Below are 17192 nucleotides of genomic sequence, written 5' to 3' on the forward strand. Positions count from 1 at the left end.
CACGGGGGAGAACCCGTGACCGTCACCGCACCACGTCGACCGGGGGAGCACCGGTGACCGGCCCCGCCCCGCACCGGGTGGGACTCGTCGCGGCCACCGCCGCCGGCCGCCGGCACGCCCGGACCCTGGCCGCCGCCTGGCCGCACGCCCGCCTGGTCGAGGCCGACGGGGTCGCCGACGCGCTGCGTACCGCCTGGGCGGCGTACGACGCGGTGGTGGTCTTCCTGGCCACCGGAGCGGTGGTACGGATCCTGGCGCCGCTGCTCGGCGACAAGCGCACCGATCCGGCGGTGGTGGTGGTCGACGAGGCCGCCCGGCACGCCGTCGCCCTGCTCGGCGGCCACGCCGGGGGCGCGAACACGCTCGCCGCCGAGGTGGCCGCCCTGCTCGACGCCCGACCGGTGGTCACCACCGCCACCGACGCGGTCGACCTGCCCGGCCTGGACACCCTCGGCTGGCCGGTCGAGGGGGCGGTGGCAGCGGTGTCCCGGGCGATCCTCGACGGGGAACCGGTCCGGCTGGTCGCCGACGCGGTCTGGCCGCTGCCCGCCCTGCCGCCGAACGTCCACCCGGAACCCCCGGCCGTCGTGGACCCCGCCGCCACCGGGTCCGGCCCGGAACCGGGCGACGGGACAGGTGGGTACCGGGTGCTGGTCACCGACCGGATCGTGCCGGTCGACGAGCGGACCGTCGTGCTGCGACCGCCCTCCCTGGTCGCCGGGGTGGGATCGAGCCGGGGGGTGCCGGCGGCCGAGGTCGAGGAGCTGCTGCGCCGGGCGCTGGCCGCCGCGGGGCTGAGCCCGGCCAGTCTGCGCTGCCTGGCCAGCGTGGACGTGAAGGCCGACGAGGAGGGCATCCGGGCCACCGCCGACGCGCTCGGCGTACCGCTGCGGACCCGGCCGGCGGCGGAGCTGGCGACGGTCGACGTGCCGCACCCCAGTGAGGTGGTCCGGGCCGCCGTGGGCACGCCCAGCGTCGCCGAGGCGGCGGCGCTGCACGACGGCGGCACCCTGCTGGTGCCGAAGACCGCCTCGGCGATGGCCACCGTCGCGGTCGCCCGGCAGGCCCCGCGCGGCCGGCTGGCGATCGTCGGGCTCGGTCCGGGCGCGGCCGACCTGCGCACCCCGCGCGCCGTCGCCGAACTCCGCCGGGCCGCCGTGGTCGTCGGCCTCGACCAGTACGTCGACCAGGTCCGCGACCTGCTCCGGCCGGGCACCCGGGTGCTCGCCAGCGGGCTCGGCGCGGAGGAGGAACGGGCGCGAAGCGCGGTAGCCGAGGCCACCGCCGGGCACGCCGTCGCGCTGGTCGGCTCCGGCGACGCCGGGGTGTACGCGATGGCCAGCCCCGCCCTGGAGTACGCCGACGAGCGGATCGACGTGGTCGGGGTGCCCGGGGTGACCGCCGCGCTGGCCGCCGCCGCGCTGCTCGGTGCGCCGATCGGACACGACCACGTCTACCTGAGCCTGTCCGACCTGCACACACCCTGGGCGGCGATCGAACGGCGGGTCGCCGCCGCCGCCGAGGCGGACCTGGTCGCGCTGCTCTACAACCCACGCAGCCGGGCCCGGGACTGGCAGCTCGGCGCGGTGCTGGCGACGTTCGCCGAGCACCGCCCGCCGCACACCCCGGTCGGGGTGGTCCGCAACGCCAGCCGCCCCGACGAGCAGGTCCACCTGGCCACCCTGGCCACCTTCGATCCGGGCGTGGTCGACATGTACGGGCTGGTGGTGGTCGGCAGCTCGCAGACCCGGCTGGTCGGCGGCCGGATGGTCACCCCCCGGGGCTACCGGTGGCGCGGATGACCCCCGCCGCGTCCCCGACCGGCCCGGTCGTCGCGCCCCGGCCCGGGACGGCACCGGCCGTCGTGGCGACGGACGGTCCGGTCGCAGCGCCGGTGGTCATCGACGCCTGCCAGGGCTGTGGGGCCTGCCTGCGGACCTGCCCCACCCGGGCGATCCGCCCGGTGCCCGGCGGACTGACCGTCCGGGCCGACCGCTGCACCGGCTGCCTGGAGTGTCTGGAGATCTGCCCGGTGGACGCGATCCGGGTCACCACCGAGCGACGAGGAGCACCATGACCGTCACCGACCGACCGGCCGCCGGAGGCGGGCGGTGAGCCGGGTCGTCCATCCGATCGAGCAGGAGTCGTACCGGATCCTGCGGGAACGGGTCGACCTGGGGCGGCTGCCGCCGTTGACCCGTGCGGTCGTCGAGCGGGTGGTGCACGCCAGCGCCGATCTCGACTACGTGACCGATCTGGTCTGCGACGAGGCGGCGCTGGCCGGCGGGCTGGCCGCGCTGCGGGCCGGTGCGCCGATCGTCACCGACGTGGCGATGGTCGCCGCCGGGATCACCCGGGCGGGACGGGAGATCGTCTGCCCGGTCGCCGAACCGACCGCCGCCGACCTGGCCCGGCGGTCCGGGTTGACCCGCTCGGCGGCGGCCGTCCGGATCGCCCTGGACCGGGTCGGCCCGGGGGCGGTCTGGGTGGTCGGCTGCGCCCCGACCGCACTGGTCGAACTGATCACGGTGGGTGCCGCCCCGGCGCTGGTGGTCGGGTTGCCGGTCGGCTTCGTCGGGGCCGCCGAGTCCAAGGCGGCGTTGCGGGCCAGCGGCCTGCCCGCCGTGTCCAACGTCGGCGAGAAGGGCGGCTCGGCGGTCGCCGCGGCGGCCCTCAACGCCCTGCTCTACCAGGAGGAAAAATGACCGCACTGGTCATCGTCGGGCACGGTACGCGTAGCGCGGCCGGGGTCGAACAGTTCGCCGCCCTCGTCGACCGGGTCCGGGACCGGGCCGGGGGTGACGTCGAGGGCGGCTTCATCGAGTTGTCCCGGCCGCCGCTGACCGACGCGGTCACCGCGCTGGTCGCCCGGGGCCACCGGGCGCTGGTCGCGTTGCCGCTGGTGCTCACCGCCGCCGGCCACGGCAAGGGCGACATCCCGGCCGCGATGGCGCGCGAGCAGGACCGGCACGCCGGCCTGACCTACCGGTACGGTCGGCCGCTCGGCCCGCACCCGCTGCTGCACACCGTCCTGGAGCAGCGGATCGACGCCGTGCTGGACGGGGCGGACCGGGCCGGCACCTGGGTGGCGCTGATCGGGCGCGGGGCCACCGACCCGGATGCCAACGCCGAGGTGGCGAAGGTGGCCCGACTGCTCTGGGAGGGGCGTGGCTACGCCGGCGTCGAACCGGGGTTCATCTCGCTGGCCGAGCCGTCCGTGCCGGCGGTGCTCGACCGGCTGGTACGGCTGGGTGCCCGCCGGATCGTGGTGGCCCCGTACTTCCTGTTCGCCGGCGTGCTGCCGGACCGGATCGTGGCCCAGTCGCAGGCGTTCGCCGCGGACCACCCCGACCTGGACGTCCGGGTCGCCGACCTGATCGGTGACTGCGACGCCCTGGCCGACCTGGTGCTGGAACGGCACGCCGAGGCGCTGCGGGGGGATATCCGGATGAACTGCGACACCTGCGCCTACCGGGTGCTGATGCCCGGCTTCGCCGACAAGGTGGGCCGTCCGCAGACCCCGCACGACCACCCCGACGACCCGGTCGACGGCCACGGCCACCACCATCACCATCACGACCACGCCGGCCAGCACGGGCACGCCGGCCACGACCACACCGGCCGGCACGACCACGGCGACCACGCCGGTCAGCACGGTCCCGACGGCCAGCACGGGACTGGCGGCCACGGCCACGACGGCCGGCACCGGCACGGTCACACCACCGGGCGGGACGTGACGACGGTCCGCTGAGGCCGGTCAGCCGGTGAGCGCCCGGGCCAGCGCGAAGCCGAGGGTGGCCGCGCCCAGACCGGCGACGACGCTGACCAGGGCGTTGGCCAGCGCGTACCACCGGGCGCCGGTGCGGGCCAGCCGTACGGTCTCGTAGCCGAAGGTGGACCAGGTGGTCAGCGCGCCGCAGAAGCCGGTGCCGACCAGCGCGGTCACCGCCGGCCCCACGGGTGCCCCGACCACCGCGCCGAGCAGCAGCGATCCGGCGACGTTGACGGTCAGCGTCCCCCACGGGAACCGGGAGCCGTGCCGGGCCTGCACCGCCCGGTCGGTGAGGTAGCGCAGGGGCGCACCGAGGGCCGCGCCCAGCGCGATCAGCAGCACGGTCACCGGGGGACCTCCCCGCCGGTCCGGCCCGCACCCGGCGGCCGGTCGTCCCGTCCCCACCCGGGGCGTCGACCGCTCCGGCCGGATCCGGGCCGCCGGTCGCTCCGGCCGGATCCGGCCGCGCGGTGGCCCCGGCCGGCGTCCGTGCCCCACCACCGGGCGACCAGCGCGTCACCGGCGGCGACCGCCAGCAGTCCGCCGACCAGGGTGCCGGCCAGGTAGCCCAGGGCCGTCCCGATGGCCCCGGCGGCCAGCGCCCGGTGGACGTCCACCACGTACGCGGAGAAGGTGGTGAAGCCGCCGAGCACCCCGACGGCGAGGAACGGCCGGACGAGCGGACCGGCCCGACGCCGGCCGGGCACCCTCGCCGGACGCCGGCCGGGCACCCTCGCCGGACGCCGGCCGGGCACCCTCGCCGGACGCCGGCCGAGCACCCCCATCAGCGCCCCGATCAGCAGGCAGCCGGTGACGTTCACGGCGAAGGTGGACCAGGGGAACCCGGTCGGCGCGTGGGGCAGGGCGGTCTGCACCCCGGCGCGGGCGAGCGCGCCCAGCACCCCACCGGCGGCGATCGCGCCGAGCACGGCGGCCGGGTGCGCGGTCAGCTCACCCCGGTCGGCCGGAACGCGCAGGTCGACGTCGGGGTCGACGCGCCGCGACCACCGCGACATCGGGAGTCCTCCCCACCGGTACGTGCACCACCGGCAGGGGCCGTCGGCGCGTCCGGCGCGGTGCTCCCGGCCGGGGCCGGGACGGCAGGCCGCACCGCCGGCACGTCCGTGAGCATAACCCTGCCCGCCGGTCCCGGCGGCCGGAGGCGGTGGCGGTGGGGCGGGTGGCCGGAGCAGGTTGTGGTGGGGCGGGTGGCCGGATCGCGCCCGGCACCCGCGACGGGTGGTCGCCGACCCGGCGGCGTACGGTCGGCAGCGGCGATCGGCGTCGGCCCCGGGCGTCGCGCCGGGTGACCCAGGAGGAACCGTGCCGGACCGTAGCCCACGCCCCAGCGATCCGGATGCCGTCGAGCGGACCGACGGGTGGCGGGACGGCCGGCTCCCGGATCCGCCCGGGGAGGTGACGGAGGCTCCCGGCGGAACCGTGACGGAGGCCCCCGCCGGGGGCGTGACGGAGAATCCCGGCGGGACCGGGGCCGGGACCGAGGAGCCCGGCGGGCGGGTGGCGGAGGAACCCGGGGCCGGCCGGACGGCCGCCCACGACATGTTCGACGCCGACGTGGCGTCCCGGGGCCTCGGCATCGAACTGGTCTCCGCGGGCGACGGTGCGGCGGTGGCCCGGATGCGGGTGACCGCCGCGATGGTCAACGGGCACCGGATCGGCCACGGCGGTTTCCTGTTCCTGCTCGCCGACACCGCCTTCGCGCTGGCCTGCAACACCCACGGCCCGGCCACGGTCGCGGCCGGCGGTGAGATCAGCTTCCTGCGTCCGGTCCGCGAGGGCGACATGTTGACCGCGTACGCCACCGAACGTGTCCGGTACGGCCGCAGCGGCATCTACGACGTCACCGTTTCCCGGGGAGACGAGGTGGTGGCCGAGTTCCGTGGCCGCAGCCGCACCCTCGACCGTCCGGTCGGGGGCTGAGCCGTACCCCCCCATCGGCCGGTCGAGGGCTGATCCGTACCGTCACCCGGCCGGGGCGGGTCCGTGCTGGCCAGGCCCGTCCGGCGGCGGTCCGGATCCCGTCGGTGGAATGAGGTTTGACCGGCGGTGGACAGGAAACGGTAACCGGTGCAACGTGGTGTCCACGGTCCATGCTCCACGCTGTGCGGTCCCGATCGGACGGACGGCCGGTGATCGGGGAATTGCGCTGATTTCATTGACATCGTCCTCATTGGCGGAGAAGACTCGCGTTTTGATCTGCCAGGCGACGGAGGGTGACCGTGTCCATGACCAGATCGAGGATCACCGCGGCGGCGCTCGTCGTCGCCCTGACCGGCCCCGCCGGGTGCAGCGCGGGGGAGAGCGTCGATGTCGACGGGGGCGGCACGTCCGCCGGTGGCACCCTCACCGCCGCGATCGGCGGCGAGCCGGACCAGCTCGACCCGCACAGGACCTCGGCCTACCACAGCTTCGAGGTGCTGGAGAACGTCTACGACACCCTCGTCGAGCCGGCCGCCGACCTGACCATGGGACCGGCGCTGGCCACCCGGTGGACCACCAGCGGCGACCAGCTCACCTGGACGTTCACCCTCCGCGAGGGCGTGACGTTCTCCGACGGATCACCGCTGACCTCGGAGGACGTCGTCTACTCGTACCAGCGGATCATCAGGGAGAAGCTGAACGCGTCGTACCGGTTCGCCAGCGTCAAGTCGGTGACCGCCCCCGACCCGGCGACGGTGGTGGTCACGCTGACCGCGCCGACGCCGAACCTGCTGGCCAACCTCGGCGGGTACAAGGGCGTGGCGATCGTCGAGAAGTCCAACGTGGAGTCGGGCGCGATCAAGACCAGACCGGTGGGGAGCGGACCCTTCACGGTGGCCGGTTACACCGCCGGCGACACCATCAGGCTGGCCCGCAACGACGCCTACTGGGGGCGGAAACCGAAGCTCGACGGGGTCACCTTCACCTTCGTCAAGGACCCGACGGTGGCCCTGCAGAACCTGCGCGGCGGCGAGGTGCAGTGGACCGACAACCTGCCGCCGCAGCAGGTGCCGGCGTTGAAGGAGGCCGGCGAGGTGACCGTCGAGACCACCCCCTCGACCGACTACTGGTACCTCGCCCTCAACCAGCGGCGCAAGCCGTACGACGACGTGAACGTCCGCCGGGCCGTCGCGTTCGCCCTCGACCGGGAGGCGATCACCAAGGCCGCCACGTTCGGCCAGGCCACCGCCAACCAGACCGCCATTCCCCGGGGCAGCTCCTGGTACTACGACTACGCGCCGTACCGGCACGATCCGGGGCAGGCCCGGCGGCTGCTCGGCGGGGCCGGCGTCACGGGCCGCACCATGGACCTGATGGTGACCAGCGAGTACCCCGAGACGGTCACCGCCGCGCAGGTGATCGCCGCCCAGCTCGCCGAGGTCGGGATCACCGCGAAGATCCGCACCCTGGACTTCGCCCAGTGGCTCGACGAGCAGGGCAAGGGGAACTTCGACGCGTTCCTGCTCGGCTGGCTCGGCAACATCGACCCGGACGACTTCTACTACGCCCAGCACCGCACCGGCGGCACGTTCAACTTCCACGGGTACAGCAACCCCACCGTGGACACCCTGCTCGACCAGGCCCGCACCCAGACCGACAAGGCGGTACGCCAGCAGACGTACACCCGGGCGGCCAAGCAGATCGTCGACGACGCCAGCTACGTCTACCTGTACAACCCGGACGTGGTGCAGGGCTGGTCGGCGAAGGTCACCGGCTACCGGGTCCGCACCGACCGGGCGATCCGGTTCCGTGACGTCGCCCTGGGCCGCTGAGGGGGCGGGGTGGGACGCTTCGTCCTGCGGCGGCTGCTCCAGTCGGTCGTCGTCCTGCTCGGGGTGACCCTGGTGGTCTTCCTGCTGCTGCAACTCGTCCCCGGCGACCCGGTCCGGGTCTCCCTGGGCACCCGCTTCGACCAGCAGACCTACGACGCGCTGCGGGAACGCTCGGGACTGGACCGGCCGCTGGTGGCGCAGTATTTCAGCTACGTCGGCCACGCGCTCACCGGTGACCTGGGGGTCAGCTTCCGCAGCGGCCGGCCGGTCACCGCGATCGTGCTGGAACGGCTGCCCGCCACCGGGTCGCTGGCGGTGACCGCGGTGCTGCTCGCCCTGCTGGTCGCCTTCCCGCTGGGCGTGCTCTCCGCGGTGCGCAGCGGCTCGTTCGTCGACCACGCCGCCCGGGTGTTCAGCCAGGTCGGGGTCTCCGTCCCGGATTTCTGGACGGGCATCATGGGCATCCTGCTCTTCGCCGGGGTGCTCGGCTGGCTGCCGCCGTCGGGCTACGTGGCGCTCACCGACGACCCGATGGCCTGGGCGTCGCACGTGGCGCTCCCCGCCGCCGCCGTCGGCCTGGTCACCGCCTCCATCCTCACCCGGTTCATCCGCTCCTCGGTGCTCGAGGTGCTCGCCGAGGACTACGTCCGCACCGCCGAGGCCAAGGGGCTGCGCCGCCGGGTGGTGGTCGTCCGGCACGTGCTGCGCAACGCGCTGATCCCGGTGGTCACCGTGGTCGGGGTGCAACTGGCCAGCCTGGTCGGTGGGGTGATCGTGATCGAGGTGCTCTTCGCCTGGCCCGGCATCGGCCGGCTCACCTACGACGCCGTCCAGGCCCGGGACTATCCGGTGCTCCAGGGCGCGGTGCTCTTCGTGGCCACCCTCTTCCTGCTGACGAACCTGCTGGTGGACGTCCTGTACGCCCGCCTCGACCCACGGATCAGGCTGCGGTGAGCGCCGGCGACCGGGTGCCGCCGCCCACCGGCACACCACACCACGCGGACCGCCCGTCGACCTCCGCCCCCGCGCTGCCGGTCGACGACCGCCCGGCGACGACGGCGGCCCGGGCGGGTTCCCTGCGGCGGACGCTGACCGCGCTACGGCACGACCCGCCGGCCGTCGCCGGCACGGTGGTGCTGCTGGTCCTGCTGGTCGTCGGACTGGCCGGACAGTGGCTCGCGCCGGCCGGCATCAACGACGTGGACGTCGACCGGATGCTCCGTCCACCCAGCGGCGCGCACCCGTTCGGCACCGACGAGCTGGGCCGCGACGTGCTCAGCCGGGTGCTGGTGGCGGCCCGGGTGTCGTTGCAGGTGGGGCTGGTCAGCGTCGGCGTCGCCCTGGCCGTGGGGGTGACCGTCGGCCTGCTGGCCGGCTGGTACGGCGGCTGGGCGGACACCGTCCTCATGCGCGGCATGGACGTGTTGTTCGCGTTCCCCGTGCTGCTGCTCGCCGTGGCGATCGTCGCGGTGCTCGGCCCGGGACTGGTCACCGCGATGGTCGCCATCGGGGTGGTCTACACCCCGATCTTCGCCCGGGTGACCCGGGCCGGTGTGCTCGCCGTCCGGGAACAGGTCTTCGTCCGGGCCGCCGTCTCGATCGGCACCTCCGACCTGCGCATCCTGCGCCGGCACGTGCTGCCCAACATCGCCGCGCCGCTGATCGTGCAGACTTCGCTGTCGCTGGCCTTCGCGATCCTGTCGGAGGCGGCGCTGTCCTTCCTCGGGTTGGGCGTCCAGCCGCCGGCGCCGGCCTGGGGCCGGATGCTCTACGACGGGCGCGGGTTCGTCACCGACGCCTGGTGGCTGGGGTTCTTCCCCGGTGCGGCGATCTTCCTGACCGTGCTCGCCTTCAACCTGGTCGGCGATGCGCTGCGCGACGTGCTCGACCCGCGCCAGCTCACCGTCAGCGAGGCCAGGAGGAGCATCCGGTGAGCGGGCACGTCGTACCGTCCCCCCGGGTGGCCGGGGACGCGCCGGTGTTGGAGATCAGCGACCTGACGGTCACCCTCGGCACCCGCGACGGCCCGGCCCGCGCGGTCGCGGGCGTCGACTGGTCGGTGGCCCCCGGGCAGACCCTCGCCCTGGTCGGCGAGTCCGGCAGCGGCAAGAGCATGACCGTGCTCGCCGCCACCGGCCTGGCCCCACGGTCGGCCACGGTCACCGGCCGGGTCCGGCTGCTGGGCCGGGAGCTGACCACCATGTCCGGGGCGGAGCGTCGCCGCTGGCGCGGCCGGCACGTGGGTTTCGTCTTCCAGGACCCGATGACCACCCTCAACCCGGTGCTGACCGTCGGTCGGCAGGTCACCGAGGCGTGCGAGGAACACCTCGGGATGAACCGCCGGCAGGCCCGGTCCCGCGCCGTCGAACTGCTCGACCTGGTCGGCATCCCGTCGCCCGAACGCCGGGTGGACGCCCACCCGCACCAGTTCTCCGGCGGGATGCGGCAACGGGTGGTCATCGCGATGGCGCTGGCCTGCGAACCGGAGCTGCTCATCGCCGACGAGCCGACCACCGCGTTGGACGTCACCACCCAGGCGCAGATCGTCGAACTCGTCGCCGACCTGCGCCGCCGGCTCGGCACCGCGGTCGTCTGGATCACCCACGACCTCGGTGTGGTGGCCGGCATCGCCGACACCGTCGCGGTGATGTACGGCGGGCGGATCGTCGAGCAGGGGCCGGTCGACGCGGTCTTCACCGCACCGGGCCACCCGTACACCCGGGCACTGCTGGCCGCCCGGCCCCGGCCCGGCATGGCGGGGGAGGAACTGGCCGCGATCCCCGGTGCGCCGCCCAGCCCGCTCGACCTGCCGCCGGGCTGCGCCTTCTGGCCCCGCTGCCCGGTGCGCGGCGACCCCCGCTGCGCCCACGAACTGCCGCCACTGATCCCGATCGCCCCCGCGCACCGGGTCCGTACCTTCTGCCCCGCCACCGGCGACGACCCGGCCGCCCGGGACCGTGCGGCCACCGGCGACGGCCACCCCACCGGCGTGCCGGCCGCCGGCACGGACCACGACCGACCCACCCCGGAGGGCTGATGAGTACGGCACCCGTCGCCGAACTCGACGACCTGACCGTCTGGTTCCCCGGCCCCGGCGGCCCCCCGGTCCGCGCGGTGGACGGCGTGTCGCTGGCGGTGCGGGCCGGCGAGACCCTGGGACTGGTGGGTGAGTCCGGCAGCGGCAAGTCGACCACCGGCCTGGCGCTGCTGCGACTGGTCGACCCGACCGCCGGCCGGATCCGGGTCGGCGGACAGGACGTCACCGGCTGGTCGCGTCGTCGGCTGCGCGGGCTGCGCCGCCGGGTGGCGATGGTGTTCCAGGACCCGCAGGCGTCGCTGGACCCGCGCCGCACCGTCGGTGCCAGCATCGCCGAACCGCTGGTCGTCCACCGGCTCGCGGGTTCCGCCGAGGCCCGTCGACGGCGGGTCGCCGAGCTGCTCGACCTGGTGGGGCTGCGACCCGAGACGGCCGGCCGGCACCCGCACGAACTCTCCGGCGGCCAGCGCCAGCGGGTCGGGATCGCCCGTGCGCTGGCCGGTGAGCCGGACCTGATCGTCCTCGACGAACCGATCGCCTCGCTCGACCTGAGCGTGCAGGCGCAGATCATGAACCTGCTCCGCCGGTTGCAACGTGACCTCGGGCTGACCTACCTGTTCATCGCGCACGACCTGGCCGCGGTGGAGCACCTCAGTGACCGGATCGCCGTGATGCACCTGGGGCGGATCGTGGAGACGGGCACCCCGGCGCAGCTCTGGCGGGAGCCGGCGCACCCGTACACGGCGGCCCTGCTGTCGGCCGTCCCGGTGGCCGACCCGCGGGTGGAGCGTGACCGGCGACGGATCATCCTGCGGGGTGAGCTGCCCAGTCCGACCGACCCGCCGAGCGGCTGCCGGTTCCGGACCCGCTGTCCGCAGGCCCGTGCCGTCTGCGCGGAGACGGATCCGCCCGTGGTCGAGGTGGCTCCCGGCCACCGTGCCGCGTGCCTGTTCGCCGGTACGGCGGCACGCGCCATGCGGGACGACCCGCCCCCGCCGACCACCGGGGCGGCCCGCTGAGCACCGGCGACGGTCAGGCGGCCCGCGCCGGTAACGGTACGGCCGGGCGCGGCACCCCTTCCCCCCGTCGTCGCCGGCCACCGGTGGCCGGCCGGGAACCGGCCGGCGCGGCGGTGACCCGGACCGGTAACGGCACCACCACCGCGCCCGCGCGCGGTACACCGGCGCCGGTCCGGGGATCTCGGTCCCCGGGCACTCCGGACCGCCGCACCGGGTCGAAGTGGCGTGGTCCGTCCACGTCGACCCGGGGTCGGCCGGGGTCGTGGGAGCGGGTGGCCCCCGGGGGAACCGTTCGCAGCCAGGAGGCGTCACCGGCCGTCGCCGTGGCGACCGGCCGCCGCCACGGCGACCGGATGCCCGTGCTCGACCCGTCGGTCGACCGGATGCCCGTGTTCGATCCGTCGGTCGACCGGATGCCCGCGAGCGCCCGCCGGACCCCGGCCCGGTGGGCGAGGCCGCGGCGGCTGGCGGCCGCGGCGGACAGGTCGGTGCCGGTCCGGCGGACGAGGTCGGTGGGGTCGGCGGCCCGCAGGGCGGTGCCGACCCGGCGGGCGAGGTCGGGGTGGGACGCGGCAGGGAGAGCGGTGCCGGCCCGGCGGGCGAAGTCGGCGCGGACCGTCCGGGGCAGCCGGTCGTACGCGCAGCGCCGCAGGGCCGGGTCGGCGATGACGTGGCCGCCCCGCGCGCCGACCCGGACCAGCCCGGCGTCGGCGAGCCGGCGCAGGGCGTCCGCGACCCGGCCGGGTGTCCAACCGAGCAACCCGGCCACCCTCGACGCGGTGAACTCGACGTCGAGCGTCGCGGCGGCCATCAGCACCGCCCGGTGCGGGCCGTCGCACCGGTCCAGCCGGGCGGCGGCGCGACGGCGGAGCGACTCGGGCAGCGACGGCTCGGCCGCCCGGCCGGTCGGCGGCGGCGACGTGCTCCGCCGCGCGGCGTCGACGTAGGCGGCGGCGTAGCCGGGACGGCCGGCGACCAGCGGCGTCAGCCGGACGACGTCCACGCCCGGCCGACCGGCCCGGGCGAGGAGCCGGCGCAGCAGCCGGCCGGTGTGGACGGTGTCCAACGGTGGCAGTTCCACCGGATGACGGCGGTGCCCCGGCAGCGGCAGCGGGTCCGCGTGCTCCGGCCGGTGGGTGGCCAGCACCGCCAACGGCAGTCCCCGGGCGGTCGCGGCGGCGAACAGCGAGTGCAGGAAGTGGTTCACCTGCGGGGCGGCCCGGTCCAGGTCGTCCACGCCGACCACCACCGGCCGGCGGGCGGCCAGGGCGAGCAGCACCTGGCGTACCGCCGCGGCCCCGGTGCCCGCCGACCGGTCCGGGGCGGCCAGCAGCGCGCCGAGCGCCGCCGCCGTCACCGCCGCCCGGTGCGCCGGCAGCAGGCCCTCGACCAGAGCGTCCAGCCGGGCGCGCACGGTGTCCGCCGGGTCGGTGGCGGCCAGTCCCGCGACGTCCCGTAGCAGCTCAGCGACCGGGCCGAACACCTGCTCCGGGTACGGCGGGCAGTGCGCCATCGTCCAGCACACCGGTGTCCCGTCGACCTCCGGCAGCCGGTGGCGCAGTTCGGCCAGCAGCCGGCTGCGGCCGATGCCGTCCGGCCCGATCAGCGCCACCCACCGTGGACGGTGCTCCCGGGCCGCGCGGGTGAGCTGGTCAAGGACGGTGGCGACCTCACGCCGCCGGCCGATCAGCGGGCCGTGGTGCCGGGTGGGATGCGGCTGCGGGTGCGCGGTGCGGGTCACCCGCCAGACGTCGACCGGCAACGCCTTGCCGGTGAGGGTGGCCGGGGCGAGGGCGTGCTGGTCGACCAGGCCGGCGGTGGCCCGGTGGGTGGCGGCGCAGACGACCACGCCACCCGGCGGGGCGTACTCCTGGATGCGGGCGGCGGTGGTGAGGACCGCGCCGGAGGCCATGCCGTGGCCGCCGTCGCGGACGCCGGCCAGGTCGACCACCGCCTCGCCGGTGGCGACGCCGACCCGGACCCGCAGCCGCACCCCGCCCGGGAGCACCCGCCGGTCCAGTGCGGCCTGGATCTCCAGGGCGGCCCGGACGGCCCGGTAGCCGTCCAGCCCGTCGGAGGTACGGGCGCCGAAGAGCGCCATCACCGCGTCACCGACGTACTTCTCCACCGTGCCCTGCCAGCGGCGCAGCACACCGGCGACGATGGCGAAGTAGGCGGACTGCACCGCCCGGACGTCCTCCGGGTCCAGCCGTTCGGTCAGCGCGGTCGACCCGACGATGTCGGCAAACAGCACGGTCAGTGTCCGCCGTTCCTGCGGTACCGGCCAGGGCGACGTGGTGACGTCTTCCCGACCGGTACCGACCGTGGACAGTGGCATCCCACCCACCCTTCCTCCGCAGTGGTGTTGACGACGATCGGAGACTTCCACCACCGGGCTGACGGGGGATCTGCCGAACGACGTATGTCGGCACGACAGCACCTTTAGTCGCAATGTCGACGCGAGAGGTACCGGTGAGGGATTAAGCCCGTAGAAGGGTGCGGGAACCTGTGACTAGGCTGCGGACATGGCCAGCGATGTGGACACCGCACCGCTCGTCGGCCGCGCCGACCAGCTGGCGGTGCTGTGCGCCGCGCTCCACCACGACATCGGTCCCGGGCAGACCGCCGCGGTCTTCGTCAGCGGTGAGAGCGGGGTGGGCAAGACCCGCCTGCTCAGTGAGGCGGCGGCACGGTTACGGGACGCGGGGGCGGTGGTGCTCACCGGATCCTGCCTGGACATCGGCGACGCCTCACCGCTGCACCCGGTGCTCCAGGCGCTGCGTCGTTTCGACGCCGACCTCGCCGCCGGTCAGGCCCGCACCTCGTCGACGGTGCGCGGCCTGCTGCGGACCTTCGTCGAGGAGACCGGGGGAGCGGACAGCGCCGGGGCACTGCTCGAGCGGGTCAGCCGGGGGCTGAGCATGATCGCCCAGGGGCGTCCGCTGGTGCTCGTCCTCGACGATCTCCAGTGGGTGGACCGGACCACCCGGCAACTGCTGCTCTATCTGCTCGCCGGGCTCGGTGACCTGCAACTGTCGGTGCTGGCGGCGGTGCGGGCCGAGTCGTTGCAGGGGGCACACCCGCTGCGCCGGGTGCTCACCGAGCTGCGCCGGCTGCGGTCGGTGCGGGTGCTCGACCTGGCGCCGCTCGACCGGGCCGCCACCGACCTGCTGGCCGTCGAGATCGTCGGCGGGCCGCTGGCGCCGGAGGCCGCCGACCAGATCTGGCAGCGCAGCGGCGGCAACCCGTTCGTGGTCGAGGAACTGGCCCGTGACCTGCGCGACGGCCGCGCCGGGCTGTCCGACACGCTGCGGGAGATCTTCCTGTCCCGGGTGGACGCGTTGCCCCGGCACGCCCACGCGGCGGTGCACGCGGTCGCCGTCGGTGTCGAACCGGTCGAGCACTGGTTGCTGGCCGAGGTGCTCGGTCTGCCCGAGGCGGAACTGATCGAGGCGCTCCGGGAGGCGGTCGCCCACCGGCTGCTCGTCGGCGCGGACGACGGCTACCGGCTGCGGCACCGGCTGGTCGCCGAGGTGCTCGCCCACGAGTTGCTCCCGGCGGAACGGTCCGGCCTGCACCGGCGCTACGCCGAGGCGCTCACCCGGGCCCCGGCGGAGCTGCACCAGGCACGTCTGGCGCACCACTGGCGGCTGGCCGGCGAGCCCGGACGCGCCCTGCCGGCGGCGATGGCCGCGGCCCGGGAGGCCGAACGGCTCTACGGTTTCGCCGAGGCGCACCGGCACTGGACCGCGGCGTTGCAGCTCGCCGCGACCCCGGTCAGCGGACCGGCGGGCACGCCGCCCGAGGTGGACCGCGCGGTACTGCTGGAGCACGCCGCCGAGACCGCCCACCAGAGCGGCGAGCACGCCCGCGCCCTGTCCCTGCTGGCCGAGCTGACCGGCGGCGAGCCGCTCGACCCGTCCTGTGGGTTGCGGATCCGGCGGGCCCGCTATCTCGCCGCGGCGGGCCGGTCCGCCCCCGCCGAGGCGGAGTACCGCAGCGTGCTGGAGGCCGCCGAGTGCACCACCCGGGAGCGGACGACGGCCGCCGCCCGCCTCGCCGAGCTGCTGCTGCACCTGGGCCGGTACGCCGACGCCGGGCAGCGCGCCCGGGAGGCGCTGGAGCTGGCGGCGACGGTCGGCGGCAGCACCACCGAGGTGGTGCTGGCCAGCTCCGCGCTGGGTTTCAGCGAGGCCTTCCTGGAGGACCCGGACGCGGGCCTGGCGGTGGTCCGCCGGGCCCTGGACATCGCCGAGCGCTCCGGCGGGCCCGAGGACGTGGCCTGCGCGTACCTGCACCTGGCGGAGCTGATGACCGGGCCGCTGAACATCCTGGAGGAGGGGGTGGTGGTGGCCCGGCGGGGTGCCGAACGGGTCGCCGAGCTGGGGTTGGGCCGCACCTACGAGACCCGGCTGCTGGCCATCGCCACCAACGGGCTGTTCCGGGTGGGTCAGTGGGCGGAGGCGGAGAAGGTGGTCGCGGCGGCCCTGCGGCACCGCCCGTCGGGGGCCGACGCGGTGGAGCTGCTGCTGGCCCGCTGCCGGCTCTCCGTCGGGTACGGCGACGTCGAGGCCTCCGACCGGGACCTGGAGGCGGTGGCGACCATGCTCGCCGGTGGTGGCGCACCCCGGCACGTGCTGCCGATGCTGATCCTGCGCGCCGGCCTGGCGATGTGGCAGGGCCGGCACGACGTGGCCCGACAGGCGGTCCAGCGGGGGCTCACCGAGAGCCGTTCCGACGACGTGGTGTTGCTGGGCACGCTGGCCTGGCACGGGCTCCGGGCCGAGGCGGAGGCGCACGCCAGCCGTACCGTCGCGGTGGACCCCACGGCGGTACGCCGGCTGCGCGACGCCCTCGACCGGGTGGCCAGCAAGAGCACGACGGCGGCCGGTCCGGTCCGACTCAGCGCCGACGGTTTCCTGGTGTTGAGCATGGCCGAGCTGACCCGGCTCGACGGGCGGGGCGACCCGGACGCCTGGGCCCGGTCGGTGGCCGAATGGGACAAGCGGCACCATCCCTATCCGGCCGCCTACTCGCGGCTGCGGCAGGCCGAGGCGCTGCTGGCCCGGCGGAGCCGGGGCAAGGCCGTGGGCCGGCTGCTGCGGGAGGCCCACGAGATGGCGCAGAGCCTGGGCGCGGTGCCGCTGACCAGCGAGATCAGGATGCTGGCCGGGCGGGCCCGGGTGGAGTTGACCGAGCGTTCCCTGTCCGCGCCGGCCACCGGTGTCCCGCGTGCGCGGACGGGGCGTACCCGGCCGACCGGGGTGGTTCGCACCCGTGGCGGCGAGCCGGACCGGGCCGGCGCACCGGTGGGGTCGGACGCCGACGAGCTGGCCACGCTGACCGCACGGGAACGCGAGGTGCTCGCCGCGGTGGCCGAGGGGCTGACCAACAGGGAGATCGGCCAGCGGCTGTTCATCAGCGAACGCACCATCGGGGTGCACGTGTCGCACATCTTCGACAAGCTCCAGGTGCGTACGAGAGTGCAGGCCAGCGCCATCCACCTGCGCAACCGGGGCGCGTGAGCGTACGTCCGTCCACGGTGTCGAATACGTCGTTCTACTGATCCCCTGCCGCACCGACGCTGACAG

The 17192-nt window shown here is 75.5% G+C and carries 12 protein-coding genes and 2 pseudogenes; 11 read left to right on the forward strand and 3 right to left on the reverse strand.

Going from position 1 to position 17192, the window contains the following annotated elements:
* The first annotated feature begins 53 nt into the window (after positions 1-53).
* The 4 genes and pseudogenes from cobJ to O7612_RS14000 all read left to right on the forward strand — a co-directional run.
* Positions 54-1802, forward strand: coding sequence for a precorrin-3B C(17)-methyltransferase (gene cobJ / locus O7612_RS13985; protein ID WP_282273665.1), 1749 nt, complete (start codon positions 54-56; stop codon positions 1800-1802).
* The gene (locus O7612_RS13990) at positions 1799-2077 is read left to right on the forward strand and encodes a 4Fe-4S binding protein (protein ID WP_348774290.1); all 279 of its coding nucleotides are present in this window, start codon (positions 1799-1801) and stop codon (positions 2075-2077) included. Before cobJ ends, O7612_RS13990 begins: the two co-directional genes overlap by 4 nt.
* Before the next feature lie 34 nt (positions 2078-2111).
* The gene (locus O7612_RS13995; protein WP_282273666.1) at positions 2112-2705 is read left to right on the forward strand and encodes a precorrin-8X methylmutase; all 594 of its coding nucleotides are present in this window, start codon (positions 2112-2114) and stop codon (positions 2703-2705) included.
* Positions 2702-3577, forward strand: a pseudogene (locus O7612_RS14000) (sirohydrochlorin chelatase); the annotation flags it as partial. The gene O7612_RS13995 and the pseudogene O7612_RS14000, both read left to right, overlap by 4 nt.
* A gap of 180 nt (positions 3578-3757) precedes the next feature.
* Here the strand turns inward: O7612_RS14000 and crcB are convergent.
* Both crcB and O7612_RS14010 read right to left on the reverse strand, forming a co-directional pair.
* Positions 3758-4120 (reverse strand): fluoride efflux transporter CrcB, encoded by a 363-nt coding sequence (gene crcB, locus O7612_RS14005; RefSeq protein ID WP_282273667.1) that lies wholly within the window; start codon positions 4118-4120, stop codon positions 3758-3760.
* The gene (locus tag O7612_RS14010; protein WP_282273668.1) at positions 4117-4788 is read right to left on the reverse strand and encodes a CrcB family protein; all 672 of its coding nucleotides are present in this window, start codon (positions 4786-4788) and stop codon (positions 4117-4119) included. The genes crcB and O7612_RS14010 overlap by 4 nt, the downstream gene beginning before the upstream one ends.
* A gap of 544 nt (positions 4789-5332) precedes the next feature.
* Between O7612_RS14010 and paaI the strand changes: the two genes are divergently transcribed.
* The 6 genes and pseudogenes from paaI (at position 5333) to O7612_RS14040 (ending at position 11601) form a co-directional block, all read left to right on the forward strand.
* Positions 5333-5713, forward strand: coding sequence for a hydroxyphenylacetyl-CoA thioesterase PaaI (gene paaI, locus O7612_RS14015; protein ID WP_282273907.1), 381 nt, complete (start codon positions 5333-5335; stop codon positions 5711-5713).
* A gap of 305 nt (positions 5714-6018) precedes the next feature.
* Entirely contained in the window at positions 6019-7545 is a 1527-nt protein-coding gene (locus O7612_RS14020; RefSeq protein ID WP_282273669.1) for an ABC transporter substrate-binding protein, read from the forward strand.
* Between the two features lie 9 nt (positions 7546-7554).
* Positions 7555-8499, forward strand: coding sequence for an ABC transporter permease (locus O7612_RS14025; RefSeq protein WP_282273670.1), 945 nt, complete (start codon positions 7555-7557; stop codon positions 8497-8499).
* Between the two features lie 74 nt (positions 8500-8573).
* Positions 8574-9479, forward strand: coding sequence for an ABC transporter permease (locus O7612_RS14030; protein ID WP_282273908.1), 906 nt, complete (start codon positions 8574-8576; stop codon positions 9477-9479).
* A pseudogene (locus O7612_RS14035) lies at positions 9476-10471 on the forward strand (ABC transporter ATP-binding protein); the annotation flags it as partial. The gene O7612_RS14030 and the pseudogene O7612_RS14035, both read left to right, overlap by 4 nt.
* Before the next feature lie 110 nt (positions 10472-10581).
* Positions 10582-11601 carry an ABC transporter ATP-binding protein gene (locus O7612_RS14040; protein ID WP_282273672.1) on the forward strand — a complete coding sequence of 340 codons (1020 nt, stop codon included), beginning with the start codon at positions 10582-10584 and terminating at the stop codon, positions 11599-11601.
* Positions 11602-11614: 13 nt separating this feature from the next.
* On the opposite strand, the gene O7612_RS14045 is transcribed toward O7612_RS14040, so the two are convergent.
* Positions 11615-13939: an adenylate/guanylate cyclase domain-containing protein gene (locus O7612_RS14045; protein ID WP_282273673.1), complete on the reverse strand. Its 2325-nt coding sequence runs from the start codon at positions 13937-13939 to the stop codon at positions 11615-11617.
* A gap of 187 nt (positions 13940-14126) precedes the next feature.
* Here O7612_RS14045 and O7612_RS14050 point away from each other — a divergent pair, with 187 nt between their 5' ends.
* On the forward strand, positions 14127-17126 hold the full coding sequence (locus O7612_RS14050; protein WP_282273674.1) for an AAA family ATPase: 3000 nt from the start codon (positions 14127-14129) through the stop codon (positions 17124-17126).
* The last annotated feature ends 66 nt before the right edge of the window (positions 17127-17192 follow it).

The sequence above is a fragment of the Micromonospora sp. WMMD987 genome (assembly GCF_029581435.1).
Taxonomy (GTDB): Bacteria; Actinomycetota; Actinomycetes; order Mycobacteriales; family Micromonosporaceae; genus Micromonospora; species Micromonospora rifamycinica.

Excerpts from the sequence above, each read along its gene's own strand:
- O7612_RS14040 (WP_282273672.1), top strand. The coding sequence starts at position 10,582 with ATGAGTACGGCACCCGTCGCCGAACTCGACGACCTGACCGTCTGGTTC.
- O7612_RS14020 (WP_282273669.1), top strand. The coding sequence starts at position 6,019 with ATGACCAGATCGAGGATCACCGCGGCGGCGCTCGTCGTCGCCCTGACC.
- O7612_RS14010 (WP_282273668.1), bottom strand. The coding sequence starts at position 4,788 with ATGTCGCGGTGGTCGCGGCGCGTCGACCCCGACGTCGACCTGCGCGTT.
- O7612_RS14050 (WP_282273674.1), top strand. The coding sequence starts at position 14,127 with ATGGCCAGCGATGTGGACACCGCACCGCTCGTCGGCCGCGCCGACCAG.
- paaI (WP_282273907.1), top strand. The coding sequence starts at position 5,333 with ATGTTCGACGCCGACGTGGCGTCCCGGGGCCTCGGCATCGAACTGGTC.
- O7612_RS14045 (WP_282273673.1), bottom strand. The coding sequence starts at position 13,939 with ATGCCACTGTCCACGGTCGGTACCGGTCGGGAAGACGTCACCACGTCG.
- O7612_RS13990 (WP_348774290.1), top strand. The coding sequence starts at position 1,799 with ATGACCCCCGCCGCGTCCCCGACCGGCCCGGTCGTCGCGCCCCGGCCC.